24 protein-coding genes are annotated in these 25,184 nt (G+C 63.3%); 16 read left to right on the forward strand and 8 right to left on the reverse strand.

Annotated elements, in window-relative coordinates:
- Positions 1–259 precede the first annotated feature (259 nt).
- Both J2X56_RS07300 and J2X56_RS07305 read left to right on the forward strand, forming a co-directional pair.
- Positions 260–1,003, forward strand: a complete 744-nt coding sequence (locus tag J2X56_RS07300) for a protein phosphatase CheZ (RefSeq protein ID WP_121042082.1) — start codon at positions 260–262, stop codon at positions 1,001–1,003.
- The gene (locus tag J2X56_RS07305; RefSeq protein ID WP_121042084.1) at positions 1,003–2,925 is read left to right on the forward strand and encodes a chemotaxis protein CheA; all 1,923 of its coding nucleotides are present in this window, start codon (positions 1,003–1,005) and stop codon (positions 2,923–2,925) included. Before J2X56_RS07300 ends, J2X56_RS07305 begins: the two co-directional genes overlap by 1 nt.
- A 99-nt stretch (positions 2,926–3,024) precedes the next feature.
- Here the strand turns inward: J2X56_RS07305 and J2X56_RS07310 are convergent, their stop codons facing one another.
- On the reverse strand, positions 3,025–3,966 hold the full coding sequence (locus J2X56_RS07310; protein ID WP_034333711.1) for a CysB family HTH-type transcriptional regulator: 942 nt from the start codon (positions 3,964–3,966) through the stop codon (positions 3,025–3,027).
- Positions 3,967–4,152: 186 nt separating this feature from the next.
- Between J2X56_RS07310 and J2X56_RS07315 the strand changes: the two genes are divergently transcribed.
- The 8 genes from J2X56_RS07315 to J2X56_RS07350 all read left to right on the forward strand — a co-directional run bounded on the left by J2X56_RS07315 (position 4,153) and on the right by J2X56_RS07350 (position 11,461).
- Positions 4,153–4,926: a sulfite exporter TauE/SafE family protein gene (locus J2X56_RS07315; RefSeq protein WP_310159205.1), complete on the forward strand. Its 774-nt coding sequence runs from the start codon at positions 4,153–4,155 to the stop codon at positions 4,924–4,926.
- Positions 4,927–4,989: 63 nt separating this feature from the next.
- Entirely contained in the window at positions 4,990–6,687 is a 1,698-nt protein-coding gene (locus J2X56_RS07320) for a nitrite/sulfite reductase (RefSeq protein ID WP_121042088.1), read from the forward strand.
- A complete protein-coding gene (locus tag J2X56_RS07325) occupies positions 6,680–7,207 on the forward strand; it encodes a DUF934 domain-containing protein (protein ID WP_209583762.1) in 528 nt (175 codons plus the stop codon). The genes J2X56_RS07320 and J2X56_RS07325 overlap by 8 nt, the downstream gene beginning before the upstream one ends.
- A 30-nt stretch (positions 7,208–7,237) precedes the next feature.
- Positions 7,238–7,969: a phosphoadenylyl-sulfate reductase gene (locus tag J2X56_RS07330; protein ID WP_252695221.1), complete on the forward strand. Its 732-nt coding sequence runs from the start codon at positions 7,238–7,240 to the stop codon at positions 7,967–7,969.
- A gap of 49 nt (positions 7,970–8,018) precedes the next feature.
- Positions 8,019–8,954: a sulfate adenylyltransferase subunit CysD gene (cysD, locus tag J2X56_RS07335; protein WP_310159212.1), complete on the forward strand. Its 936-nt coding sequence runs from the start codon at positions 8,019–8,021 to the stop codon at positions 8,952–8,954.
- Positions 8,954–10,285 carry a GTP-binding protein gene (locus J2X56_RS07340; RefSeq protein ID WP_310159215.1) on the forward strand — a complete coding sequence of 444 codons (1,332 nt, stop codon included), beginning with the start codon at positions 8,954–8,956 and terminating at the stop codon, positions 10,283–10,285. The genes cysD and J2X56_RS07340 overlap by 1 nt, the downstream gene beginning before the upstream one ends.
- A gap of 37 nt (positions 10,286–10,322) precedes the next feature.
- Complete coding sequence (gene cobA, locus J2X56_RS07345) at positions 10,323–11,084, forward strand: uroporphyrinogen-III C-methyltransferase (protein ID WP_121042094.1); 762 nt, start codon at positions 10,323–10,325, stop codon at positions 11,082–11,084.
- Positions 11,085–11,089: 5 nt separating this feature from the next.
- Entirely contained in the window at positions 11,090–11,461 is a 372-nt protein-coding gene (locus tag J2X56_RS07350; protein WP_310159222.1) for a tRNA-binding protein, read from the forward strand.
- A 79-nt stretch (positions 11,462–11,540) separates the two neighbouring features.
- On the opposite strand, the gene J2X56_RS07355 is transcribed toward J2X56_RS07350, so the two are convergent.
- From J2X56_RS07355 to lptF, 3 genes are read right to left on the reverse strand one after another with little or no spacing between them, the layout of a single operon-like run.
- Complete coding sequence (locus tag J2X56_RS07355) at positions 11,541–11,924, reverse strand: sirohydrochlorin chelatase (protein WP_205703686.1); 384 nt, start codon at positions 11,922–11,924, stop codon at positions 11,541–11,543.
- Between the two features lie 48 nt (positions 11,925–11,972).
- Positions 11,973–13,103, reverse strand: coding sequence for an LPS export ABC transporter permease LptG (gene lptG / locus J2X56_RS07360; protein WP_034335073.1), 1,131 nt, complete (start codon positions 13,101–13,103; stop codon positions 11,973–11,975).
- 1 nt (position 13,104) lies between these two features.
- Positions 13,105–14,235 carry an LPS export ABC transporter permease LptF gene (gene lptF, locus J2X56_RS07365; RefSeq protein ID WP_134136088.1) on the reverse strand — a complete coding sequence of 377 codons (1,131 nt, stop codon included), beginning with the start codon at positions 14,233–14,235 and terminating at the stop codon, positions 13,105–13,107.
- Positions 14,236–14,389: 154 nt separating this feature from the next.
- On the opposite strand from lptF, the gene J2X56_RS07370 reads away from it, so the two are divergent.
- The 6 genes from J2X56_RS07370 to xth all read left to right on the forward strand — a co-directional run bounded on the left by J2X56_RS07370 (position 14,390) and on the right by xth (position 21,368).
- The gene (locus tag J2X56_RS07370) at positions 14,390–15,910 is read left to right on the forward strand and encodes a leucyl aminopeptidase (RefSeq protein ID WP_134136089.1); all 1,521 of its coding nucleotides are present in this window, start codon (positions 14,390–14,392) and stop codon (positions 15,908–15,910) included.
- A gap of 35 nt (positions 15,911–15,945) precedes the next feature.
- On the forward strand, positions 15,946–16,926 hold the full coding sequence (locus tag J2X56_RS07375) for a dienelactone hydrolase family protein (RefSeq protein WP_310159227.1): 981 nt from the start codon (positions 15,946–15,948) through the stop codon (positions 16,924–16,926).
- Between the two features lie 154 nt (positions 16,927–17,080).
- Entirely contained in the window at positions 17,081–18,193 is a 1,113-nt protein-coding gene (locus tag J2X56_RS07380) for an alkene reductase (protein ID WP_310159229.1), read from the forward strand.
- 152 nt (positions 18,194–18,345) lie between these two features.
- The gene (locus J2X56_RS07385; protein WP_034335090.1) at positions 18,346–19,113 is read left to right on the forward strand and encodes a MipA/OmpV family protein; all 768 of its coding nucleotides are present in this window, start codon (positions 18,346–18,348) and stop codon (positions 19,111–19,113) included.
- Between the two features lie 690 nt (positions 19,114–19,803).
- Entirely contained in the window at positions 19,804–20,376 is a 573-nt protein-coding gene (locus J2X56_RS07390; RefSeq protein WP_121042105.1) for an FxDxF family PEP-CTERM protein, read from the forward strand.
- A 224-nt stretch (positions 20,377–20,600) separates the two neighbouring features.
- Positions 20,601–21,368, forward strand: a complete 768-nt coding sequence (xth, locus tag J2X56_RS07395; protein WP_034330165.1) for an exodeoxyribonuclease III — start codon at positions 20,601–20,603, stop codon at positions 21,366–21,368.
- 79 nt (positions 21,369–21,447) lie between these two features.
- Here the strand turns inward: xth and J2X56_RS07400 are convergent, their stop codons facing one another.
- The 4 genes from J2X56_RS07400 to J2X56_RS07415 all read right to left on the reverse strand — a co-directional run bounded on the left by J2X56_RS07400 (position 21,448) and on the right by J2X56_RS07415 (position 24,995).
- Positions 21,448–21,735 (reverse strand): hypothetical protein, encoded by a 288-nt coding sequence (locus J2X56_RS07400; RefSeq protein ID WP_121042342.1) that lies wholly within the window; start codon positions 21,733–21,735, stop codon positions 21,448–21,450.
- Positions 21,735–22,238 (reverse strand): arsinothricin resistance N-acetyltransferase ArsN1 family B, encoded by a 504-nt coding sequence (locus J2X56_RS07405; RefSeq protein ID WP_310159232.1) that lies wholly within the window; start codon positions 22,236–22,238, stop codon positions 21,735–21,737. The genes J2X56_RS07400 and J2X56_RS07405 overlap by 1 nt, the downstream gene beginning before the upstream one ends.
- Positions 22,239–22,350: 112 nt before the next feature.
- Entirely contained in the window at positions 22,351–24,237 is a 1,887-nt protein-coding gene (locus J2X56_RS07410; RefSeq protein WP_310159234.1) for a propionate--CoA ligase, read from the reverse strand.
- A gap of 320 nt (positions 24,238–24,557) precedes the next feature.
- Positions 24,558–24,995: a hypothetical protein gene (locus J2X56_RS07415; protein ID WP_209583748.1), complete on the reverse strand. Its 438-nt coding sequence runs from the start codon at positions 24,993–24,995 to the stop codon at positions 24,558–24,560.
- Positions 24,996–25,184 lie beyond the last annotated feature (189 nt).

Genomic DNA, 25,184 nt, shown 5'->3' on the forward strand with positions numbered 1-25,184 from the left:
ACGCCAAGCGGTCCTATACTCGGCGCCATGGCATCGTCGACCGGCGGACCCTTGCGGGGTCGGCCGGCCTCACTGTCATCCTGAACGTTGTCGTGGTCTGCGGGCCTTCAGAGACTGCCTCTGGCTGCCGATATCTGTCTGATATCGGGGCGGTGGTAGTGGCTGTGCCTCCCGGAACGACGCATTAGATCCGCCTACGGGCAACTTTGCACAGCAGTGCGCCGACGAGCGCACACCTTTGTTGGGAGAATCAGTAATCATGAGCGACGACGTTGATCTGGAAGCATTGTTTGACGAAATTTCCTCGCAGACGCTACCGGGCATGACTGCCGAACCGGCTGCCGCCGCCCCCGCCGCCGCCGGCACCGAAGAAGCGGCTGCAGGCGAACAGGAGGACCAGAGCGACAAGCCCATGTACGAACGCCTGGGCGGCATCGTGCGCCTGCTGCACGACTCCATGCGCGAACTCGGCTACGACCGTTCGCTGACCGACGTGGCCGAGCAGATCGGCGACGCCCAGAGCCGTCTGGAACACATCGCCACCCTCACTGAGCAGGCCGCCAACAAGGTGCTCAATGCGCTGGACTCCGGCATGCCGGCCCAGGACCGCCTGCAGGAGCAAGCCAAGGACATCAACGCGCGCTGGACCAAGCTGTATGCCGGCCAGATGAACATCGAGGAATTCAAGGCACTGGCGGGCGACTCGCAGAAGTTCTCCAATTCGGTGATGGAATCGACCGAGGCGGAAAAGGCGCGCATGCTGGAAATCATGATGGCCCAGGACTTCCAGGACATCACCGGCCAGTTGATCAAGAAGATCGTGGCCATCACCGCTTCCGCCGAGCGCGAGCTGGCGCAACTGCTGCGCGACAATGCACCGCCGGAAGTCAAGGCGCAGATCGATGCCGAAAAACCGGTAACCCTGATGAATGGCCCCTCCGTGGGCGGCACCGCCATGGGTCAGGACGATGTGGACGACTTACTCGATAGCCTGGGGTTCTAATGGATGACGAAATGCTCAAGGATTTTGTCGTTGAAGCGTTGGATCTCGCCACCAACGTGGAAGAGCACCTGCTGACGCTGGAACGACATCCTGATGACCTTGAAATCCTCAACGCGGTCTTCCGCGCATTCCACACCATCAAGGGTGGCGCCGGGTTCGTGAACCTGCCGGCCATGGTGTCGGCCTGCCACCTGACCGAAAACCTGTTCGATGCGCTGCGCACCGGCAAGGCCCCGGTCACGCCGCTGGCCATCGAAGCAGCGCTGCAGGCCAGCGGCTTCGTGGCCGACCAGTTGAACGAATTGTCCAACGGTGCGGCACCCGACAGCCTGGCCTCCATGCCGGCCGAACTGAAGGACATCCTGACCCAGGCCATCGAAGGCAAGAGCGAATCCACGCCGGCCCCTGCCCCAGCGGCAGCAGCGGCAGCTGCGCCTGCCCCGGCAGCCGCAGCACCGGTGGCCGCGCCCGCAGCCGCCGCTGCAGTGGCCGCCGTCAGCGTCGATGGCAGTGCCAGCGTGATGAAGAATGGCGAACTGGACTGGCCCGCCCTCTACCAGGCCCTGGTGCCCGGTGCGGCTGCCGCGCCGGTCGCGGAGGGTAGCGCCGAGGCGGCCCCGGTGGCTGCCGCCGCAGCGGCACCCGCTGCTGCCGCGCCTGCCGCGCCCGCAGCCGATGGCGAGCCCAAGGCCGCCGCGCCGGTACAGCAGAATCGGCGCGCCACCGATTCCCCTGGCGGGGCCAAGGAAGAAAGCATCCGTATCGATGCCGTCAAGCTGGACGCCCTGCTGGAAGTGGCCGGCGAATCGGTGCAGGCCGCCAACCAGGCTGCCGTGCTGCTGGAAAAGCTGCAGCAGTTCAAGTTCGAAGGGACCGCTGCGGCCCTGATGTCGACCCTGGCCGAAACCCTGGGCCGCGCCTCGCGCTACTCCAGCGAACTGCAACGCGCCACGCTGTCCACGCGCATGCAGCCGGTCGGCCGCCTGTTCCAGAAATTCCCCCGACTGGTGCGCGAACTGGCCAAGGACCTGGGCAAGGACGTCGACCTGGTCATCACCGGTGCCGAAACCGAAGTCGACCGCGTGGTGGTGGACAGCCTCTACGACCCGCTGGTGCACATGCTGCGCAACTCGCTGGACCACGGTATCGAAGTGGACCGCGCCGCGGCCGGCAAGCCCAACAAGGCGACCATTTCGCTCAACGCCTGGCAGGCCGGCAGCAGCGTCATGATCGAAGTCTTCGATGACGGCAAGGGCATGGACCCGGACATGCTGCGCAACAAGGCGCTGGCCAAGGGCCTGATCAACGAACACCAGGCGCTGACCTCCGACGAAGCCTTGCAGCTGGTGTTCCTGCCCGGTTTCTCCACCAAGGAAGTGGCCTCCAGCGTCTCCGGACGCGGCGTGGGCATGGACGTGGTCAAGACGGCGGTGGAAAAGCATCGCGGCACCATCCGCATCGAATCCACCATCGGCAAGGGCACCAAGTTCTCGATCCGCCTGCCCATCGAACTGTCGATCATCCCGACCATGCTGGTGCGCTGCGCCGGTGCTCCGCTGGCCCTGCCGATGGCGGTGGTGGAGCGCGTGGTCGAGCTGCCGGAAACCTTCGACGAAGTCGGCGGCGCCCCGGTGCTGCGCGACCAGGGCCGTCCGCTGCCGGTCAATTCGCTGGCCGGCGTGCTGGGCTACGAGCCGGGCAATGAGCGAGTGGGTATCGTCATGGCGGTTCCCCACCCCTACATCCTGGGCGTGGAATCGGTGGAAGGCACGGCCGATCTCGTGATCAAGCCGCTGACCGCAATCCACACTGCCGGCATCACCGGTACGGCCCGTTCGGCCGAAGGTGAACTGGTGCTGGTGGTGGGCCTGTCCTTCCTGCTGGATGGCTGCCGCGATCTGGAGCGCACGGCGGTGGCATAAGATTGCCGCCAAGCGCTGCAAACGCAAACGGCCGGATCTGCAAGGATCCGGCCGTTTTGTTTCAGGCCTGGCGCACTGCTCGGCGCCGGGCCTTAAGCCTTAAAGTTCATACATGTCCTTCTCGCCTTCCATGACCTGCGCAATCAGCTTGCGATTGAGGGTCGGTGCCAGCAATTCAATGAAGGTATAGACATATCCCCGCAAATACGCCCCTTGCTTCAAGGCAACCCGCGAGACATTGGTGCCGAACAGATGGCCGGCCGGAATGGCCCGCAAGCCACGGTCGCGCTCGGCATCGAAGGCGATGCCGGCGATGATGCCCACGCCCATGCCCAGCTCGACATAGGTCTTGATCACATCGGCATCGATGGCTTCCAGCACCACGTCAGGCTTCAACTGGCGCAGCGAGAAGGCATGGTCGATCTTGCTGCGGCCGCTGAAAGCGGAATCGTAGGTAATCAGGGGATTGCCGGCAATCTCTTCCAGCGTCAGGCTTCTGGACTGCAGCAAGGGATGATCCGGCGGCACCACCACCACGTGCTCCCACTGATAACAAGGCAGCGAGACCAATCCCTCGCCTGAAGCCAGCGCTTCAGTGGCGATGGCAATATCCGCCTGGTCGTTGCGCACCATCTCGGTGATCTGCTTGGGGTTACCCTGCAGCAAGGAAAGATGCACTTTCGGATACTTCTGCGTGAAGGCCTGCACCACCTTGGGCAGCGCATAGCGCGCCTGGGTGTGGGTGGTGGCGATGGTGAAACTGCCGCTGTCATGGGCGGCGAATTCCTTGCCGATACGTTTGAGGCCATCCACTTCCTGCATGATCAGCTCGACCGAGCGCAGCACCGCGCGGCCCGGCTCGGTCAGGCCGCGAATACGCTTGCCGTGGCGCGTGAAGATGTCCACGCCCAGCTCCTCCTCCAGCTCGATGATGGCCTTGGAGACCCCGGGCTGCGAGGTATACAGAGCCTTGGCGGCCTCCGTGAGGTTGAAGTTCTGCCTTACCGCTTCACGAACGAAACGGAATTGATGAAGATTCATGTGGGAATTCCTTCGCTTCTACCTGGTATGGCGGCGCACCGCGCCTGCCTTGCTGGCCTCACCGGCCTTACCTGCCTCGTTTGGCGCATTTCCATATGCCAAAGGCGTATATAAGCAAATAAATACTATGTAGTTTGGTTTGAAACATAAGTTTATTACGATTCGCAGACTAATGGGCGAGGTGTTATGACTGTTTCTTATGTAGTAAGCGGATTTGCCGTTGGACTGCTGGTCGGACTGACCGGGGTCGGTGGCGGCTCGCTCATGACACCGCTGTTGACCTTGCTGTTCGGCATTCATCCCTCGGTGGCGGTGGGCACCGACCTGGCGTTCGCCTCCGCCACCAAGACCGCCGGCACCCTGGCCCATCGTTTCAAGGGTACGGTGCGCTGGGAGGTGGCGCGCCGCCTGTCCTATGGCGCCCTGCCCGCTGCGCTCGTGACCACCCTGCTGCTCAAGCACTTCGGTGCCGTCAGCGACGGCATCGCGCTGACCATCCGCTATTCGATTGCGATCTCGGTGTTCCTGACCGTGGTGGCCCTGCTCTTCCGCGCCCGCATGCAAGCCTGGCTCAATGCCCATCCGCAACGCCAGCTGCAGGGTGCCACGCTCGCCAACGCCACCATCGCCGCCGGTGCCCTGCTGGGCACGCTGGTGACGATTTCTTCCATCGGTGCCGGTGCCGTCGGCGCCACCTTGCTCGTGTTGCTGTATCCTCGCCTGTCTCCGGCGGAGATTGCCGGCACCGACATTGCCTATGCCGTGCCGCTGACCGCCATTGCGGCGCTGGGCCACTGGTGGCTGGGTTCGATCAACTGGGAACTGCTGGCGACCTTGTTGCTGGGATCGGTGCCAGGCATCACCATCGGATCGCTCGCGGCGCGAGCGGTGCCGGAGAAATTCTTGCGCGGCCTGCTGGCCATTACGCTGACGAGCGTTGCAGTCAAGCTGATTTGGTAGGCTCATTTTCAATCGGGCGCACCCTGATCCGGTCGCCCATAAGACGTTAACAGGGAAGACAAGATGTACCGCTATGACCAATACGATCACCTGATCGTCAAAGAGCGAGTCGCACAATACCGGGACCAGGTGCGTCGGCGCCTGTCGGATGAACTCATCGAAGACGAATTCCGCATCCTGCGCCTGCAAAACGGGCTCTACCTGCAACGCCACGCCTACATGCTGCGCGTCGCCATTCCCTACGGCATGCTGGCCTCCCGGCAACTGCGCAAGTTCGCCGAGATCGCCGTCAAGTACGACCGCGGCTACGGCCACTTCACCACCCGCCAGAACATCCAGTTCAACTGGATCAAGCTGGAAGAATCTCCCGATATCCTGGACGAACTGGCCAGCGTGGAAATGCACGCCATCCAGACCTCCGGCAACTGCATCCGCAACACCACCTCGGACGAACTGGCCGGCGTGGCCGCCGACGAAATCGTCGATCCGCGCCCCTACGCCGAACTGATCCGCGAGTGGAGCACTTTCCACCCCGAGTTCGCCTACCTGCCGCGCAAGTTCAAGATCGCCATCAGCGGCGCTGCCGAAGACCGTGCCGCGACCGCCGTGCATGACATCGGCCTGCACGTCATCAAGAACGAGGCTGGCGAAGTCGGCTTCCGCGTGCTGGTCGGCGGCGGCATGGGCCGCACCCCCATCCTGGGCAGCGTGATCCGTGACTTCCTGCCCTGGAAGCACGCCATGTCCTACCTCGAAGCGATCCTGCGCGTCTACAACCAGTACGGCCGCCGCGACAACATGTACAAGGCGCGCATCAAGATCCTGGTCAAGGCCATCGGCCCTGAAGAGTTTGCACGCCAGGTCGAAGCCGAATGGGCCGACATCAAGGATGGCCCCTCGACCCTGACCGAAGAAGAACTGCAGCGCGTGGCCAAGTTCTTCACCGATCCGGCCTACGAAACGCTGCCGGCCGTGGATGCGGAATACGAACGCCTGAAGGCCGAAGACCGTGGCTTCGCCAACTGGATCAAGCGCAACGTCAAGGCGCACAAGCAGGCCGGCTATGCTGCCGTGATCCTGTCGCTGAAGAAGCCGGGCGTGCCCCCAGGCGACATCACTGCCGACCAGATGAACTTCGTGGCCGACCTGGCCGATCAATACAGCTTCGGCGAACTGCGCGTGACCCACGAACAGAACCTGGTGCTGGCCGACGTCAAGCAATCCGACCTGTATGCCCTGTGGAAGGCCGCCAAGTCGCATGGCCTGGCGACGCCCAACATCGGCCTGCTGACCGACATCATCTGCTGCCCCGGCGGCGACTTCTGCTCGCTGGCCAATGCCAAGTCGATCCCGATCGCCCAAGCCATTGCCGAGAAGTTCGAGAACATCGACTTCCAGCATGACATCGGCGACATCGAACTGAACATCTCCGGTTGCATCAACGCCTGCGGCCACCACCACGTGGGCAACATCGGCATCCTGGGCGTGGACAAGGATGGTTCCGAGTGGTACCAGGTGTCGCTGGGCGGCGCCCAGGGCAACGAGTCCTCGATCGGCAAGATCATCGGCCCCTCGTTCTCGGCCACCCAGATGCCGACCGTGATCGACCGCCTGCTGCAGGTGTACGTCAAGCAGCGCACCGAGGAAGAACGTTTCATCGACACCGTGCGCCGCATCGGTGTGACCCCGTTCAAGGAATTCGTTTACGCAACGCCGATCCGTTCGGCCGAGTATGTCGCAGGAGAAGACGCAAATGCCTGAAATCATCAAGAACAAGACCGTCGTCAGCGACGACTGGACCGTCCTGCGCCTGGCTGAAGGCGAGACCGCAGACACCGTGACCGTGCCGCAAGGCCGCGTGATCGTGCCGCTGAAGGTATGGCAGGCCCAGGGCGATGCCCTGAAGTCGCGCGCCGAGATTGGCGTCTGGCTGGCCAGCGATGAACGTCCGGAAGAACTGAAGGGCCAGTTGGACAGCTTCAAGGTTGTAGCCGTGGACTTCCCCAAGTTCGCTGATGGCCGTGGCTATTCCATCGCTTACAACCTGCGTGCCCGCCTGGGCTACACCGGCGAGCTGCGCGCCATCGGCGACGTGCTGCGCGACCAGCTGTTCTACATGCAGCGCGTGGGCTTCGACGCCTTCGCCGTGCGTGCCGACAAGAACATCCACGATGCCGTCAAGGGCCTGACCGACTTCTCCGAAAAGTACCAGACCTCCTGGGACGAGAAGAACCCGCTGTTCCGCCGCGTCAAGCGCGAAACCGTGCAGACCGCCGACTGAGGCGCGATCGTGAAGAAGGAAGGACAGCCCATGGCTACCCCAGGCTTGCAAGAACTCATCGCCAAGACCCAGGCCACGCTGGAACGCATCGCCGCCGAGTACGCCCCGGCGGCGCTGGCCTCCAGCCTGGCGGCCGAAGACATGGTGCTGACCGACCTGATCCTGCGCGGCCAGCTGCAGGATCGCATCAGCATCTTCACCCTGGAAACCGGCCGCCTGCACAAGGAAACCGTAGGCATGCTGGACCGCATCCGCGAGGCCTACGATTACGAGGTCGCGCCCTATCGTCCCCAGCCTGAGGCGGTGGAAGCCTACGTGCAGAAGCACGGCGCCAACGCCTTCTACGACAGTGTGGAACTGCGCAAGGAGTGCTGCCACATCCGCAAGATGGAGCCGCTCAATCGCGCCCTGCAGGGCAAGGCCTCGTGGGTCACCGGCCAGCGCCGCGCGCAATCGGTCACGCGGGCCGAGCTGCACGTGCAGGAACGGGACGAAGCCCACGGCATGGAGAAGTTCAACCCCCTGGCCGACTGGTCCGAACAGGACGTGTGGGACTACATCCGCGCCAACGACGTGCCCTACAACCCGCTGCACGACCAGGGTTACCCGTCCATCGGCTGCGAGCCCTGTACCCGCGCCATCCAGCCCGGTGAAGATATCCGCGCCGGCCGCTGGTGGTGGGAGAACCCCGACTCCAAGGAATGCGGCCTGCACGTGGTCGACGGCAAGCTGGTGCGCATCAAGGCGCATGCAGCGAGCTGAACCAGAATTCAATCAAAGCAACAACAAGCAACGCATCGGAAGGTCCGGCATGAACACTGCGGTAGACACCCTCTTTTTGGACAACGCCAGCAACCGTCACCTCGACTGGCTGGAATCGGAAGCCATCCACATCATGCGCGAGGTCGCGGCCGAGTGCAGCAACCCGGCGCTGCTGTTCTCCGGCGGCAAGGACTCGGTGGTGCTGCTGCGCATCGCCGAGAAAGCCTTCCGTCCCGGCAAGTTCCCCTTCCCGCTGGTGCACATCGACACCGGCCACAACTTCCCGGAAGTCATCGAATTCCGTGACCGCCGCGCCGCTGAACTGGGCGAGCGCCTGGTGGTGCGTTCGGTGGAAGATTCGATCAAGCGCGGCACCGTGCGCCTGCGCAACCCGCAAACCGATTCGCGCAACGCCGCGCAAGCCGTGACGCTGCTGGAAACCATCGAAGAATTCAAGTTCGACGCCTGTATCGGCGGCGCGCGCCGTGATGAAGAAAAGGCCCGCGCCAAGGAACGCATCTTTTCCTTCCGCGACGAATTCGGCCAATGGAACCCCAAGGCCCAGCGCCCCGAGCTGTGGGACCTGTATAACACCCGCGTGCATCCGGGTGAGAACATGCGCGTCTTCCCCATCTCGAACTGGACCGAGCTGGACGTGTGGCAGTACATCGCCCGCGAAAAGCTGGCCCTGCCCTCGATCTACTTTGCCCATGAGCGCAAGGTGATTCCGCGCAATGGCCTCCTGGTGCCGCTCACCGACCTCACCCCGGCGCGCGAAGGCGAGACCGTGGAGAAGCAGGTCGTGCGCTTCCGCACCGTGGGCGACATCTCCTGCACCTGCCCGGTGTCTTCCGATGCCGCTTCCGTGGAAGCCATCATCGCCGAGACCGCAGTGACCCAGATTACCGAGCGCGGCGCGACCCGCATGGACGACCAGACGTCCGAAGCCTCAATGGAAAAACGCAAGAAGGAAGGATATTTCTGATGAACGCCGCCGCAACCCAAGCACAACTGGCCCAGGCCTCCGCGCAACCGCACGAACGCGGCCTGCTGCGCTTCATCACCGCCGGTTCCGTGGACGATGGCAAGAGCACCCTGATCGGCCGCCTGCTGTTCGACAGCAAGGGCATTTTCGCCGACCAGCTCGATGCCATTTCGCGCGCCAAGCACAAGCGTACCGTGGGCGACACGGTCGACCTGTCGCTGCTCACCGATGGCCTGGAAGCCGAGCGCGAGCAAGGCATCACCATCGACGTGGCCTATCGCTACTTTGCCACTCCCAAGCGCAAGTTCATCATCGCCGACACCCCGGGCCACGAGCAGTACACCCGCAACATGGTGACCGGTGCCTCGACTGCCGACGCCGTGATCATCCTGGTGGACGTGTCCAAGGTGAAGCTGGGCGACGATGGCAGCGTGGAACTGCTGACCCAGACCAAGCGCCACTCCACCATCGCCCACCTGCTGCAGATCCAGCACGTGATCGTGGCCGTCAACAAGATGGACCTGGTGGACTACGACCAGACCGTCTATGAACGCATCATCGGTGCTTACCAGCAATTCGCGCAGCAACTGGGCTTGAAGGATGTGCACGCCATCCCGCTGTCGGCGCTGGCCGGCGACAACGTGGTGGAGGCCAGCGCGCGCATGCCCTGGTACCAGGGTCCGACGCTGATCACCCTGCTGGAGTCGCTGTCGGTGTATGAAGATGCGCACGAGGAAGCCTTCCGCTTCCCGGTGCAGCTGGTGGCGCGCCACAACGGCCATGAAGCCAATGACTTCCGTGGCTACATGGGCCGCATCGAAGCCGGCAAGGTGGCCAAGGGTGACAAGCTGGTAGTGCTGCCCAGCGGCCAGAGCGCCACCGTCAAGGACATCCAGACCCTGGACGGTTCACTGGAATCGGCCACGGCCGGCCAGTCAGTGACCCTCCTGCTGGACGAATACCTGGATATCTCGCGCGGCGACCTGTTGGCCGCCGAGGCACAGCCGTCCACCATCCTGAAGACCATCAACGCGGATGTCTGCTGGCTCTCGGAAGAACCGCTGGACCTGCGCCGCAAGTACTGGCTCAAGCACACCACCAAGCAGGTGGCGGCGCGCGTGGCCAAGGTCGATACGCTGCTGGACATCAACACCCAGGAACGCCGTCCCGCCGATACGCTCAAGCTCAATGACATCGCCCGCATCAGCGTGAACGTGCAGCAGCCCATCGCGGCCGATGCCTACCAGGACATCCGTGCCACTGGCGCCTTCATCCTGATCGACGAAGTGAGCCACCAGACGGTGGCCGCTGGTATGATTCGGATCGACTGAATTTCCTTCGATCCGCAATCGTCTCTTCGACCAGGCCATGGCCACCCAACAGGCAGCGACTTCACCTTCTTCCGATTCACCCGCCCCCAGCCCGGAGCATCCGGGCATGGTGTGGCTGATCGGCTCGGGCCCCGGGGCCGCTGACCTGTTGACGGTGCGCGCCGCACGCCTGCTGGCGCAGGCCGACATCGTGCTGCACGATGCCCTGGTCACCGAAGAGATCCTGGCCCTGTGCCCGCAAGCCGTGCAGGTGTCGGTGGGCAAGCGCAGCGGCCAGCGCTCCACGGCCCAGCCGGTCATCAACCAGAAGCTGGTCGAAGCCGCGCAGCAGTACCGCCGCGTAGTACGCCTCAAAGGCGGCGACCCCATGCTCTTCGGCCGTGCCGATGAAGAGATGCGGGCGCTTGAAGCCAACCACATCCCCTATGAAATCGTCCCCGGCATCACTGCTGCACTGGCTGCCGCCTCGGCCGCCAAGCGTCCGCTCACACGGCGCGGGATTGCGCGCAGCGTCTCGCTGTTCACCTCCAGCACGGGCGTAGACGAGCCGGATGAAGTGCGCATGCCCAATGGCGATACGCTGGTGCAGTACATGGGCGGACGCGAAGCCACGGCCACGGCGCAGCGCTTGCTGGCTTTGGGCCATGCGCCCGATACGCCGGTCGTGGTGGTGGAGAACTGCAGCCGTCCTGACGAGCACATCTACCATCTGCAACTGGCCGGTCTGGAGGCCGGACTGCAAGCCTGCAGCGGGCCGGTGCTGGTGATGATCGGACCGGCGCTGGCGGATCGGGACTGAAGCTCATGCACCTGCTCCACGACCCTGCCGCCCCTGCAGCTGCTGCCATCGATTTCGAGGCCTTCCTCAAGGTCGATATCCGCATCGGCACCATCATCGCCGCAGACGCCTTCCCTGAAGCACGCAAGCCTGCGCTCAAACTGAAGATCGATTTCGGCCCGGGCATCGGCGTGCGCCAGAGCAGCGCCCAGATCACCACCCACTACACGCTGGAGCAGTTGGTCGGCCGTCAGGTGGCGGCGGTAGTGAATTTCCCGCCGCGCCAGATCGGCAAGTTCATGTCGGAAGTCCTGACGCTGGGCTTTCCTGACGCCCAGGGCGAGGTGGTGTTGTTCAAGCCCGACCAGGCCGTGCCCAACGGCGCTCGCCTGTTCTGAAGGGCTCACGGCCCCCCCCACAAAAAAAAGATGGCCCGTTTCCGGGCCATCGTCGCATCCAGGAGTGCTGACCGCCGGATCAGCTATTGACCGTCCCCACGCAATACGCCGCAATCGCCTTCAACACCGCTTCATCCTCGCCAACTGCAGCGACGGTGCGCACGTCCACACCCGGATGCGCCTGGCGCAATTGCTCCAGCAGTTCCGGCAGATCACGGCGAACGTGGCCGCCCTGCCCCAGGAACACCGGAATGACGGTCACGCGCCGGCTGCCGGCGGCGATCTGCCGCGCCGCCACAGTCGGCAGGTCCGGCTGCATCAGTTCCAGAAAGGCCAGCTCCACGCTGGTCCCCGGCATGGCCGCCTGCGTCAGCGCGCGCAGGCGCTCGAAAGGCGCAGCCCAGGCAGGGTCGCGAGCGCCGTGGGCGAACAGGATCAGGCTTTGGGAAGTGGCTTGGCTCATGATGTGCAGCAGTCTTTCAGGCTAAATAAACGAAATCGCAGGACGAACTCAGGTCCGCTCCACCCACCACAGCGCGCCAATGGCCAGCACCATGAACAGCAGGCTGGGCAAGGCCGCGGTCATGAAGGCCGGCCAGGTATTGAGCAGCCCCAGATGGGAGAACAGGCTGTTGATGAGCTGGAAGCAGACGCCGATCATGATACCGGTGAAGATCTTCAGGCTCACGCCACCGGCACGGAAATGCAGGTAGGCAAACGGCAAGGCCAGCGCCAGCATCACGAAGATCGACAGCGGATAGACGATCTTCTTCCAGAACGCGATTTCGTAACGGTCGGTGCGCTGATTGTTGGCTTCCAAATGCTTGGTGTAGGCCAGCAGGTCATAAGCCGACATGCGGTCCGGATCGGCGAAGAGCACCGAGAGAATTTCCGGCGTCACTTCCGACACCAGCTTCAGCTGCGGCAGCTTCACGGTCTTGACCGGCTCGGTGATCTTGCGGTCCTTGCCGCCGACGAAGTCCGATTGCACCACGTCGTTGAGCACCCACTGATGATTGCCCTCGTAGATGCCATCCTTGGCCACGACCATGCGCGCCATGTGGAAGTCGGTATCGAGCTCGTACAGCTTGACGCCTTCGATGCGGCCATCCGGTTGCACGGTCTGGATGTTGATGAAGCGGCTGCCGGTGACGTTGCCTTCCAGGCCGTTGTCCTTGATGACGTCCTTGGCCCACATGCCCGAGCGGAACTGCGAAGACATCGATGCCCCCTGCGCCTGCAGCTTGAGCTTCTCGGCCCACTCGGACGCCTTGGGCGCGATCAGTTCGCCGAACACGATGGTCAGCACCGCAAAGCCCACACCGATGCGCAGCAGCACCTTGGCCGCCATGCCGGTGGACATGCTGGAGACACGCATGATGGTGAATTCCGAGCGCGCCGCCAGTTGCGAGAGCGTGTAGATGGTACCGATCAGCACCGCCGTCGGCATCAGTTCATAGACATTGCCGGGCAAGCCCATGAGCACATAGAACACCGCCTGCTGCAGCTTGTAGCCATTGCGGCCGACCTGCTCCAGCTGGCCCATCATCTCGAAGAAGGCGAACAGCGCCAGGAAGGCCGCCAGTGCGAACAGTACCGAGCGCGTGATCTCGGCAGTGAAATAACGTTGGATGACTCTCATCTCAGGCCTCGCGCTTGAACGTCAGGGCGCGGCGCACTCGGCTCCACATCCGGGATGGGTGATAGGGATGATTGATGTTCAGGCGCAGGACGAACATGCCCACGATCAGCGCCACCACGATCAGGTGGACCGGCCACCAGGCCATCACGAAACTCATGCGCTGCTGCGCCACCGAAGCCTGGAACACGCTGACCGTATTGGAGTAGACGACGAACAGCAGCAAGGCCACCAGCAGCCCCAGCGAACGGCCGGCACGCGGGTTCACGAAGGACAGCGGAATGGCCAGCAGCATCAGCGCCAGCGCCATCAGCGGCAGGGCGATGCGCCACAGCAGTTCGCCGCGCGCATAGCCGTCCTGCTTGGCCAGCAGTTCCTTCATCTGCAAGGCGCGCGCCGAGCGTTCACCGGCGGCGCTCTGCGACTGGTTGCCGATCAACAGGCCGTAGCGTTCAAAATCGACGATCTGGAAATCCGGCAGGCTGGGCGAGCCATCGTAACGGCGGCCCTTGTTCATGACCACGAACTTCTCGCCATCAGGATCGATCTGGGTCTCGCCTTCCTTGGCGACGACCACGCTGTTCTTGCCGTCGGCGTTGATGGTGTTGACGAAGATGTTGCGCACCTTGGAGGCATCGCCGGAAATACCCTCGACGAAGAAGATCCGGTTGGCCGCCGCCGACTCCTGGAACTTGCCGGGAGAGACGCGGGCGATGTCCTCGCGCTGTTCGAAGCGGCTGCGGTATTCGCTGCTCTGTTCGTTGGCCCAGGGCGTCACCACGAAGGACAGCGCCGCCACCAGGGCCACGATGGGCCAGCCGAAGCGAATCACCGGCGCGATCCAGCGCGTGAGCGACATGCCGCAGGCGAACCAGACCACGATCTCGGAATCCTGGTAACTGCGCGTCATCACCAGCAGCACCGAGATGAACCCGGTGAGGATCAGGATGATGGGCATGTAGTTCAGCGACTGGAAGCCGATCAGGGCCAGCACGTCTTGCGACGCAACCTGGCCGCCTGCGGCCTGGCCGAGGATCTTGATCAGCATCACCGTCAGCGTGATGGTGAACAGCGTAGTGAAGACCCCACCTGCGGTGCTGGTCAGTTCGCGTCGTAGGGCGCGTTGGAAAATCATGGGAATGCTGGCTTGGTTTCTGGTGTCGGGATCGTTGTAGGGATGGCCGGTGCCCGGCATCGTGTCCGAGGCTGGCTCACCTGACAGAACTCATGCGCGCGTCGCGACGAAATGGGCTCTATAATCGCCAAGTAATTCATATAAAGGACGAACGATGGACTTTAGCACAAAAACATTGGACGCAAAAAACGCCTTGACGGGCGTAAAGACCGGCGCACTGGTCGTTGGCATCTATGAAAACCGCAAGCTGTCCAAGGCCGCCGGTGCCCTCGACAAGCTGGGCGCGATCAGCGCCGCGCTGAAGTCGGGCGACATTTCCGGCAAGCCGGGCTCGACCCTGCTGCTGCGCGGCGTGACCGGCATCGCCGCCGAACGCATCGTGCTGCTGGGCCTGGGCAACGAAGACGAGGGCGCTGACAAGAACTTTGCCGCTGCCAGCGGCGGCCTGGTGCGCGCCCTGGCCACCCTGGGCTGTGACGATGCCGCCCTGGCCCTGCCCTTCGATGGCATCAAGGGCCGTGGCCTGGACTGGGCCATCCGCACCGTGGTGCTGGCCGGCCGTGACGCCGTCTATCGTTCCGACACGATGAAGAGCAAGAAGGACCCGGCGCCTACCGGCGTCAGGAAGATCACCCTGCTGGTCGCCGCCGAGCAAGGCGCTGCCGCCAAGGCCGCCCTGGGCGAGGCCGTGGCGCTGGCCAACGGCATGGCACTGACCAAGGAACTGGGCAACCTGCCCGGCAACGTCTGTACCCCGACCTACCTGGCCACGACCGCCAAGAAACTGGCCAAGGAATTCAAGCTGGGCGTGGAAGTGCTGGAGCGCAAGCAGCTCGAAGCGCTCAAGATGGGCAGCTTCCTGTCGGTCACCAACGGCAGCGACCAGCCGCCCAAGTTCATCGTCCTGAAGCACCTGGGCGGCAAGGCTAAGGATGCACCCGTGGTGCTGGTCGGCAAGGGCATCACCTTCGACACCGGCGGCATCTCCCTCAAGCCGGGCCTGAACATGGACGAGATGAAGTACGACATGTGCGGTGCCGCCTCGGTGCTGGGGACCTTCCGCACCATCGCCGAACTGGGCCTGAAACTGAACGTCATCGGCGTCATCCCGACCTGCGAAAACATGCCCTCGGGCCGCGCCACCAAGCCGGGCGACATCGTCACCTCGATGTCCGGCCAGACCATCGAAGTCCTGAACACCGACGCCGAAGGCCGCCTGATCCTGTGCGACGCGCTGACCTATGTGGAACGCTTCAAACCGGCTGCCGTGGTCGACATCGCCACCCTGACCGGTGCCTGCGTGGTGGCCCTGGGCCATCACAACACGGGCCTGTTCACCCGCGAGGATGACACCCACGACCAGCTGGCCAACGCCCTGCTGGCGGCCGGCAAGGAAAGCGGCGATACCGCCTGGCGCATGCCGATCCAGGACGCCTACCAGGAGCAGTTGAAGTCCAACTTCGCTGACATCGCCAACATCGGCGGCCAGCCCGGCGGCAGCGTGACGGCAGCCTGCTTCCTGGAGCGATTCACCCGCAAGTACACCTGGGCCCACCTGGACATCGCCGGCACCGCCTGGAAGAGCGGCGCGGCCAAGGGCGCCACCGGCCGCCCGGTGCCGCTGCTGACGACCTGGCTGCTCAACCAGGCACGCGCCAAGTCGGCACGCGCCTGATGGGCCTGCGGCACGGAGACGGAACCGGCCACGCCATGACCACTCTCCTGTCGCGGACCGCCCCGGACGCCACCCTGGCAAGACCACCGCAGCACGCCGTGTTGCGGTGGTTTTTTTTCATCTTTTTACTGCTGGTTGCCAGCCCTGGACTGATCCTGCCGGGACCGGCCATGGCGCAAGACGCGCCGATGCCGCCCGCACAGACCGTGCGTTTTCCTTCATCTGACGGCAAAACCACCCTCACCGGCTATCTCTACGATCCCTTCGGTGCCGGCCCGCATCCGGCCATCGTGCTGCTGCATGGACGCGCCGGCCTGTATTCCTCCCGCGTCAATGCGGCCTGCACGCAGATCGGCCCGGCCATCCCCTCGCCCTGCGATGCCAGCACGCTGACCGCCCGCCATCTGGACTGGACGCGCTATTGGCTGGCACGCGGCTACGTGGTCCTGCTGGTGGACAGTTTCGGCCCACGCGGCGTGGCCCACGGCTTTGGCCGCCATACGCACGGTGCGCCCGAACGCGCCGCCGTCAATGAACTCACCGTTCGGCCGCTGGACGCGGAAGGAGCGCTGCAATGGCTGGCCACGCGCAGCGAAGTCGATGTCCGCCGCATCATGCTGCAAGGCTGGTCCAATGGCGGCAGCACGGCACTGAACGTGATGCAGCGCCAGGCTGCGCGGCCGGCGGGCGATGCGCCCTCCTTCGCCGCCGCGCTGGTGTTCTATCCGGGATGCGGCAAACAGGCCCTGCTGTCGTCCCACCCCGAGTTCGACAAACCGATGCAGGTGCTGCTGGGCAGCGCCGACGAGGAAGTCTCGCCGCTGACCTGCGAGCGCGTCCTGCGCCAGTCCATCCGCCTGCGCCAGGCACCGCCGCCGGTGGTGACGCTCTATGCGGGGGCCACACATGACTTCGACGACCCGGGCCGTGCACGCCAGTCGGTCGAGGCCAACCGCGCTGCGCGCCAGGATGCGCAGACCCGCCTGGGGCCCTGGCTGGAGCAGATTTCACGCTGAACATTGCTGGCCAGCAAAGCCGCAGCGACCGCCCGCAAGGCTGCGGGTTCCCCTCTAGACTGTGAACTTTTTCCGGAACACTACCAACCCCGCCGTGGTCGGTAGCAAGGTCGACGCAGTTCATTCCAACGAATGCCAACAAGAAAGGATCAGCATGGCCAACGCCAATACCAATGCCCATCTTCACAGTGACCTCTTCAAGCCCATGCAGCTGGGTGCGGTGCAATTGCAGAACCGCATCGTCATGGCGCCACTCACCCGCAGCCGTGCCAAGGCGGGCGACGTGCCCACCGAACTGGCAGCCGAATACTATGCGCAGCGCGCCGGTGCCGGCCTGATCATCGCCGAGGCCACCCAGATCTCGCCACAGGGCAAGGGCTACGCCTGGACCCCGGGCATCTACAACGAAGCGCACGTGGCCGGCTGGAAGAAGATCACCGACGCCGTCCACGCCAAGGGCGGCCGCATCTTCCTGCAGCTGTGGCATGTGGGCCGCATCTCGCACCCTGACCTGCAACCCGGCAACGCGCTGCCGGTCGCGCCCTCGGCCATCAAGCCGGAAGGCAATGCCTTCACCGAGAGCGGTTTCAAGCCCTTCGTGGAACCGCGCGCACTGGATGCCTCTGAACTGCCCGCCATCGTCGAGCAATACAAGGTCGCTGCGCAACTCTCCCTGCAGGCCGGATTCGATGGCGTGGAAATCCACGCCGCCAACGGCTACCTGCTGGACCAGTTCCTGCGTGACAAGACCAACCAGCGCACCGACAACTACGGCGGCAGCATCGAGAACCGTGCCCGCCTGCTGCTGGAAGTGGTGGAAGCGGTGACCTCGGTGATCCCCAGCGAGCGCGTGGGCATCCGCCTGTCGCCCATCAGCCCGGCCAATGACATCGCCGACAGCGATCCCAAGGCCCTCTTCAGCTATGTGGTGGAGCAGCTGAACCGCTACAAGCTGGTCTACCTGCACGTGGTGGAAGGTGCCACGGGCGGCCCGCGCGAAGTCGAAGGTGGCTTCGACCTGCAGATCCTGCGCGATCTCTTCAAGGGCATCTACATCGCCAACAATGGCTATGACCTGGAGATGGCGGTGAAGGCACGCGACCGCAATCTGGCCGACCTGGTCGCCTTCGGCCGCCCGTGGATCGCCAATCCGGATCTGGTTGAACGCTTCAAGGCCGGCGCACCGCTGGCCGAGATCAACCAGGCCACGCTCTATGGCGGCGGTGCGGAAGGCTATACCGACTACCCGACCCTGCAGCAGTCCTGATGCACTGAACCGTGCCGGGCCGCCTGCGTCCGGCGCCAATTGCCCATGACAGCCATGGCCTGCCTGCGCGGCAGGCCATTTTCGTGAGCGGATGCCGCAGCGCCCCGCTGACCGCTACAATGCCGCTTGCTCCCCCCACTCCACTGCCCATCATGAAAAACATACTCGCCATGCTCACGCTGGCCTGCTGCGCCCTCCCCGTTCTGGCTCAGCAAGCCGCTCCTGCAACCACCACGCCCGATCCCCTGCAACTGCAGGACCGTCTCACCGGTGACATCGGCGCAGGCGTCTACCGCGTCGACCGCAACGGCCCCGATGCCGACCGCAGCAACCACGTCCTGCCCTATGCCTATGCCGACTACGGGCGCTTCTTTGCCCGGCTCGACACCTTCGGCGTCAAGACGGTGCGCATGGGCTACGGCTATCTGGAACTGGCCGGGCGCGTGAGCCTGGACGGTTTCGATGCCCAGCGGGGCCTGCAGCGCCGTTCGGATCCGATTCCGCTCGGCATCGGCACCTACCAGGAAACGCCCATCGGCGGTTTCTTCCTCAACGTCTTCCGTGACTTCAACAAGTCGCATGGCACCCTGGCCGAGGCCATCTATGCGGCGCAGATCGACCTGGGTCCGGTGACCCTCTATCCGCAGCTCGGCGTCGAATACCGCAGCGGCAGCTACAACGATTACTTCGTCGGCGTCACTTCCAGCGAAGCGGCCGCCAGCGGCCTGCGCCAGTACAGCGCTGGTGCGTCCACCAGCCCGACCCTGGGCCTGGCTGCCGATGTCCCCTTGACCGGCGACTGGCACCTCAACCTGCACCTGCGCCGCAAATGGCTGGACAACGCGGTGGCCGACAGTCCGCTGGTGCGCCGTCACACCGATGACACCGCCATCGTGGCGGTCAGCTATCGCTTCAAGTAAGACACTTCTCCTCCCTGCCTGAAGACGGCGCGTTGCCCGGCTTCAGGTAGCGGCGCTGCCGTACCTGCTCTCCCGATTTTTCTTCTTCTCTTCTTCTCTTCGTTGTCTTCTGATGTCCTCGCTTGCCGCTGCTGCACGCGCGCTGTGGTGTAGTCAAGGATCGTCACGTTCCGCTGAAGCGCGCTCTGCGCACAGCGCACTTTTTCTCTACGGATGAGCTGGACTTCCTTGCGAATTTTTTTCGCGTGATCCTGAGCATTACGGCCGCGCTTCCCTTGCGTAAATAGTTCCCGAATATGTTCATGCGTCACTTTTTCTGACGCAAATTTCGCCCTGTTTTTCAGCCCATGAGAAGGAGTTCATGTTGCCCTAAAAACTTAGTTTCCGCATCCAAACTAATTGCTTCAAGAGAATCCATACTTCGTCGGAAACCCTTTACCGGCGCGGCTTCATGGATTCCTACATCACAACAGGAGTGACAGGAAAAGCGTAATAATTTATTGCTAACGTTGGCATTTTTCCATTATTCTCACTCCGTCTCGATGAACAAATATCACAAACAGAGACAGGATTCCGGCCTCGCCAACACCAATAAAAAAACCTGTCGGATCGCTATCCCCCTTGCAGTGCTTTCGCAATCAAATACCAATCGAATACCCACCAATCAATCGAACTGGAAAGAGGTCTTTTATGAAAAAACTGTTGAGCAGTTTCCTTGTCGCGTCCGCATTCGTCGCCATGGCATCCTCGGCTAGCGCCGCGGACCTGGAGCGTACGCGCACGCTGGTGTGGACCGACGCCACGTCGACCTTCAACGCCCGCTTCGGCGATGGCACCACTGGCCAGACCTTCCTGGAAAACTTCACCTTCAACATCGGCGGTGCCGGCGCGTCGGTTTCCTCGGCCCTGGTGTCGATCGCCCTGGACGGCCTCTCGCGTGTGGGCATCAACAGCTTCACCCTGAGCGGCAACGGCCAGACCTACACCGGCACCCAACTGTCCGGCGGTGACCTGCAGATCTTCAGCCTGCGCACCAACGGCCTGACTTCCGGCCTGTACACCCTGTCGGTGGCCGGCACCGTGCTGGGCTCGGCGGGCGGCAGCTTCGCCGGCAACATCAGCGTGGCACCGGTCCCGGAAGCCTCGACCACCGCCATGATGATCGGCGGCCTGGGCCTGATCGGCTTCGCGGCCTATCGTCGTCGCAAGGCGGGTGACAAGGGTGACAAGGCGCAGATGAATGCGCAGATGATGCCGGCGTAATGCTCGGGATCTGATTGCTTGGCCCGGATTGCGGGCCGGCAATGGCACAACGAAGGGGAATGTCTGCGAGGGCCTTCCCCTTCTGTTTTGGAGGAAGTCTTCGGTCTCGGCCGACCTCGTCCAACCTGCCGCCTTGGTGAATGCGGTAAGATGTCGCCCGTTGTCCACGACGCATCGGCCATGATGCGCACGGCCCGCCTCCGATTCACCACTGCATTGTCTCCATGAAAATCGCTACCTGGAACGTCAACTCCCTCAAGGTCCGCCTGCCGCAAGTGCTGAAATGGCTGGAAGAAAACCCGGTCGACGTGCTCTGCCTGCAGGAAACCAAACTGACCGACGACAAGTTCCCCGCAGCCGAGATCGCCGCCGCCGGCTACCTGGTCGAGTTCTCGGGCCAGAAGACCTACAACGGCGTGGCCATCCTGTCGCGCCATCCGATGAACGACGTGGTCAAGAACAACCCGCTCTTCCCCGACGAACAGCAGCGCATCATCGCCGCCACCATCGAAGGCGTGCGCTATGTCTGTGCCTACATTCCCAACGGCCAGTCGCTGGAATCCGAAAAGTATCCCTACAAACTCAGCTGGCTGGCCGCCCTGCACGAATGGCTGGCCCAGGAAAAGGCGAAGAACCCGCGCCTGGCCCTGCTCGGCGACTACAACATCGCCCCCGAAGACCGCGACGTGCACGACCCGGTCGCCTGGCAAGGCCAGGTGCTGGTCTCCGAACCGGAACGCGAAGCCTTCCGCAAGCTGCAAGCCCTGGGCCTGACGGATTCCTATCGCCTCTTCGAACAACCGGAAAAGATGTACAGCTGGTGGGACTACCGCCAGATGGGCTTCCGCCTCAACCGCGGCCTGCGCATCGACCACATCCTGCTGTCCGAAGAACTGGTGCCGCGCTGCACCGCCTGCGTCATCGACAAGGTGCCGCGCAAGTGGGAACAACCCTCGGATCACGCACCGGTGATCGCCACCCTGGCGGACTGAGGCACATACCCCTCCAGCCATAAAAAAAACGGCAAATGATTTATATCATTTGCCGTTTTGCGTTCAAGCGCATGAGGATTTATTCAACACCACCTTCAGGTGGCGTTTGTTCTTTCTTGTTGCGCATGTTCTTCTCGAACTGCACATCCAGCTTGCTCACGCGCTTGGCCTTCTGCGGTCCCTGGGCGTTGACGAAGCGCACGAAATCATCCAGTTCCATGGCCTCGTTGAGTTTCTCCAGCGGCTGCCCGGACACGCGCCGGGTCAGGATGAAACGTTCATCGGAGGTGCGCAGCATGGAGTACTCGCGCGATTCGGTACGTTCGTTCAGGCGCTCGATGGCGCTGGCGGCTCGGGTCGATCTCATCATTGGGCCTCTTGCAGTTTGAGTTGCCAGTATCCCACGTCGATCCAGCGTCCCATCTTGTAACCCACTTCCGTAAAGACGCCACAGGCCACGAAGCCCACGCTCTCATGCAGCGCCACGCTGGCCGGGTTGGGCTGGGCAATGCCCCCGATGACCAGATGCACGCCCAAGGACTTCAACTGCTCAATGAGTTCACGATAAAGCTGCTTGCCGATGCCGCGTCCGCCCGCATCGTGGCGCAGGTAGACCGAGCTCTCCACCGAGTGCCGGTAAGCCGCACGCGGCTTCCACTTGCTGGCATAGGCATAGCCGAGCACCTCGCCCTGCTCTTCAAAGACCAGCCAGGGGAAATCAGCCTGCACATCGGCAATGCGCGCGGCCATGGTCTCGACGCTGACCGCTTCGGTCTCGAAGCTGATCACGGTGGTCTGCACGTAATGGTTGTAGATGCCGCAGAGGGCGGGAGCATCGGCAGCGGTGGCCGGGCGGATGGTGGGCGACATGGGCGGGACGCAATCGTGGAAAAGCGAAAGCCGTCAGTGTAACCAAATTACGCCAGGCACGGCGTCCCTGCTCCGCTGCAGGGACGCCGTGCCTTCATGAGGGAAGTGCGAGTCAGTCCTTGATGACCGCCCGCACCTGCTCCAGCGCGGCCGGATCCTCGATGGTGGGCAGGTCGCCCGGATCGCGTCCTTCGCAGATGGACTGGATGGCCCGGCGCAAGAGCTTGCCCGAACGCGTCTTGGGCAAGCCGCTGACGAAGAACACCCGCGCCGGCCGGCCCACTGCGCCGATCTGCTTGTCCACCACGCCCATGATTTCCGCTTCCAGCGCACGGCGCCCCTCGGGCGTGGCAATCGCATCGGCCTGCTTGGGAATGGCGAAGGCAATCGCGACTTGTCCCTTGAGCTTGTCTTCCACGCCGACCACGGCCACTTCGGACACGTTGGGATGGCTGGAGATGCTCTCCTCGATTTCGCGCGTGCCCAGCCGATGGCCAGCCACGTTGATGACGTCATCGGTGCGGCCCAGGATGAAGTAGTAACCGTCCTGATCCTTGATGCCCCAGTCGAAGGTCGAGTAGACCTCGCGCGGCAGGCTGCGCCAGTACGTGTTGACGAAGCGCTCATCGTCGCCATAGACGGTCTGCATGCAGCCCGGCGGCAGCGGGCCTTCAATGGCCACCACGCCCTTCTCGTCAGCCGCGCAAGGCTCGCCGGTCGCTTCGTTCAGGATGGCCAGCCGATAGCCCGGCATCGGCACCCCGGGACTGCCCAGGCGCGTGGGCTTGTCGCTGATGCCCTTGGCAATCGAGATGATGGGCCAGCCCGATTCGGTCTGCCAGTAGTTATCGATGACCGGCACCTTCAGCGCGCCCGAGATCCAGCTCGACGTCGTTTCATCCAGCGGCTCGCCGGCCAGATAAAGCGCCTTGAGCGAGGACGTGTCATAGCGCTCCATGCACTCGGCCGGCTGTTTCTTCAGTACGCGGATGGCCGTCGGTGCCGAGAACATGCGCGTGACCTTGTATTTTTCGACGATGCTCCACCAGATGCCCGCATCGGGCCGGATCGGCAAGCCTTCATAAAGCACCGTCGCCATGCCCGCAATGAGCGGCCCGTAGACGATGTAGGAGTGGCCCACCACCCAGCCGATGTCGGATGTGCAGAAATAAGTCTCGCCCGGCTTGCCGCAGAAGATGTGTTGCATGGACGAGGCCAGCGCTACGGCATAGCCGCCCACGTCGCGCTGCACGCCCTTGGGCTTGCCGGTGGTACCGGAGGTATAGAGCACGTAGCTGGTTTCATTCGATTCCAGCCAGGCCACCGGCACCGGCTGGTCCAGGTGTTGTTCACGCAAGGGCGCGTAATCGACGTCGCGTTGCGCCGTGCGCGCCATCTCCGCCAGACCGCGATCCACCAGCAAGACCTTCTGCGGCTTGTGCTGCGCCAGGTTGATCGCTTCGTCCAGCAAACCCTTGTACGGAATCACCTTGCCGCCACGCGAACCGGCATCAGCCGAGACGATCAGGATCGGCTGCGCATCATCGATGCGCGAGGCCAGGCTGTTGGAGGCAAAGCCGCCGAACACCACCGAATGCACCGCGCCAATACGGGCGCAGGCCAGCATGGCGAAGACCGCCTCGGCGATCATCGGCATGTAGATCAGCACGCGGTCGCCGCGCCGCACGCCCAGCGACAGCATGGTGGCGGCCATGGCCTGCACTTCGCGATGCAGCTCGGCGAAGTCGTAGACGCGTTCGGTGTTGGTCTCGGTGGAGATGGCGATCAGCGCCGCCTGATGCGGCCGCTCGCCCAGATGGCGATCCACCGCGTTGTGACAGAGATTGGTGGTGCCGCCGATGAACCAGCGCGCAAACGGTGCGCGGGAATAATCGAGCGTGCGGGTGAACGGTTTGTCCCAATGAATGCGCTGCGCTTCTTCTGCCCAATAGGCTTCAGGCTGCTCGATGGAACGGCGATAGAAATCCTCGTATTGCATGACGTCTCCTCATGTCTCTCGAATTGAAAACCGCTGTCGGCCTTGCGCAGCGTGGCTTGCAGGCCGATGGTCGCGTGGCTCTGGTGCATGGAAAAAAACATCTTTGCCATGCGTGGCCCTCATGCGACGACAAAACCAGTCTTGCACCTGAATCTTACGAGGGGCTGAATCCGCCGCTTGCATCAGCGGTCTTCGATGATTCAAATCAAGCAGGAGCGATGCCGACAGCAAGACGCCATCGGCATGACAAGGGAGGAGGAAATACGAGGTGGAAAGAACGCGCCGACGTCAGACCTGCACGACGGCGCGGCGCTGCATTGTCAGCGCGTGCGGCAGTCGTTGGCCAGCTGCTGCCCGATCTTGGAATTGAGCAGCATGGACTTCGACGGGATCTGGATCCACACCAGGCCTTCGCCCTTGTTCTCCAGACGCACTGCACCGGTCGAGGTGCTGACCGGGTTCATCATGTAGCTGCTGCCCTTCCACACCAGCGTGACGCCATCGGTCACGCGGCCATCCATGCGGATTTCCACCTTGTTGCCCATCTCGCAGCTGAAGGCACCGGTCTTCAATTGCGTGGCCCAGCTCGGCTGTGTGGCAGCGGGCGACTGCAGCAGCTGCGGCAGCACCGGCTTGGTCTCGGTGACCGGCACGGGCGTGGAAGAACAGGCGGACAGGGCAACAGCCACGGCACCGGCCAGTGCGAAGGAAGTCAGGGGCAATGCGGAAAGACGGCGGGAAACGATGGCAGCAATCATCGGATGATCCATGGAGAGTCAGGGGTGGACGCGGGGGCGAAAAAGATCCGACCGCATCTTAGCAAGTTATTGCATCTGACTCGACCACATGTAACGCTTGTTACAAATCTGCCTGCGCACTGCCACTGCCCCGGGGAATGCTGCGGCCGACACGCGCCGGCCGCCGCTTCCTTCTTCTTGCTGCTCCCT

Source organism: Herbaspirillum sp. 1173, from assembly GCF_031455335.1.
GTDB classification, from domain to species: Bacteria; Pseudomonadota; Gammaproteobacteria; order Burkholderiales; family Burkholderiaceae_D; genus Herbaspirillum; species Herbaspirillum huttiense.

Bases quoted from the DNA above. Each gene is read 5' to 3' on its own strand.
- J2X56_RS07325 (WP_209583762.1), top strand. From the start codon at position 6,680: ATGCCTGAAATCATCAAGAACAAGACCGTCGTCAGCGACGACTGGACC.
- lptG (WP_034335073.1), bottom strand. From the start codon at position 13,103: ATGAGAGTCATCCAACGTTATTTCACTGCCGAGATCACGCGCTCGGTA.
- cysD (WP_310159212.1), top strand. From the start codon at position 8,019: ATGAACACTGCGGTAGACACCCTCTTTTTGGACAACGCCAGCAACCGT.
- J2X56_RS07320 (WP_121042088.1), top strand. From the start codon at position 4,990: ATGTACCGCTATGACCAATACGATCACCTGATCGTCAAAGAGCGAGTC.
- J2X56_RS07400 (WP_121042342.1), bottom strand. From the start codon at position 21,735: ATGAGATCGACCCGAGCCGCCAGCGCCATCGAGCGCCTGAACGAACGT.
- J2X56_RS07370 (WP_134136089.1), top strand. From the start codon at position 14,390: ATGGACTTTAGCACAAAAACATTGGACGCAAAAAACGCCTTGACGGGC.
- J2X56_RS07380 (WP_310159229.1), top strand. From the start codon at position 17,081: ATGGCCAACGCCAATACCAATGCCCATCTTCACAGTGACCTCTTCAAG.
- xth (WP_034330165.1), top strand. From the start codon at position 20,601: ATGAAAATCGCTACCTGGAACGTCAACTCCCTCAAGGTCCGCCTGCCG.
- J2X56_RS07310 (WP_034333711.1), bottom strand. From the start codon at position 3,966: ATGAATCTTCATCAATTCCGTTTCGTTCGTGAAGCGGTAAGGCAGAAC.
- J2X56_RS07390 (WP_121042105.1), top strand. From the start codon at position 19,804: ATGAAAAAACTGTTGAGCAGTTTCCTTGTCGCGTCCGCATTCGTCGCC.
- lptF (WP_134136088.1), bottom strand. From the start codon at position 14,235: ATGATTTTCCAACGCGCCCTACGACGCGAACTGACCAGCACCGCAGGT.
- J2X56_RS07405 (WP_310159232.1), bottom strand. From the start codon at position 22,238: ATGTCGCCCACCATCCGCCCGGCCACCGCTGCCGATGCTCCCGCCCTC.
- J2X56_RS07355 (WP_205703686.1), bottom strand. From the start codon at position 11,924: ATGAGCCAAGCCACTTCCCAAAGCCTGATCCTGTTCGCCCACGGCGCT.
- cobA (WP_121042094.1), top strand. From the start codon at position 10,323: ATGGCCACCCAACAGGCAGCGACTTCACCTTCTTCCGATTCACCCGCC.
- J2X56_RS07300 (WP_121042082.1), top strand. From the start codon at position 260: ATGAGCGACGACGTTGATCTGGAAGCATTGTTTGACGAAATTTCCTCG.
- J2X56_RS07305 (WP_121042084.1), top strand. From the start codon at position 1,003: ATGGATGACGAAATGCTCAAGGATTTTGTCGTTGAAGCGTTGGATCTC.
- J2X56_RS07410 (WP_310159234.1), bottom strand. From the start codon at position 24,237: ATGCAATACGAGGATTTCTATCGCCGTTCCATCGAGCAGCCTGAAGCC.
- J2X56_RS07375 (WP_310159227.1), top strand. From the start codon at position 15,946: ATGACCACTCTCCTGTCGCGGACCGCCCCGGACGCCACCCTGGCAAGA.
- J2X56_RS07315 (WP_310159205.1), top strand. From the start codon at position 4,153: ATGACTGTTTCTTATGTAGTAAGCGGATTTGCCGTTGGACTGCTGGTC.
- J2X56_RS07340 (WP_310159215.1), top strand. From the start codon at position 8,954: ATGAACGCCGCCGCAACCCAAGCACAACTGGCCCAGGCCTCCGCGCAA.
- J2X56_RS07330 (WP_252695221.1), top strand. From the start codon at position 7,238: ATGGCTACCCCAGGCTTGCAAGAACTCATCGCCAAGACCCAGGCCACG.
- J2X56_RS07350 (WP_310159222.1), top strand. From the start codon at position 11,090: ATGCACCTGCTCCACGACCCTGCCGCCCCTGCAGCTGCTGCCATCGAT.
- J2X56_RS07415 (WP_209583748.1), bottom strand. From the start codon at position 24,995: ATGATTGCTGCCATCGTTTCCCGCCGTCTTTCCGCATTGCCCCTGACT.
- J2X56_RS07385 (WP_034335090.1), top strand. From the start codon at position 18,346: ATGAAAAACATACTCGCCATGCTCACGCTGGCCTGCTGCGCCCTCCCC.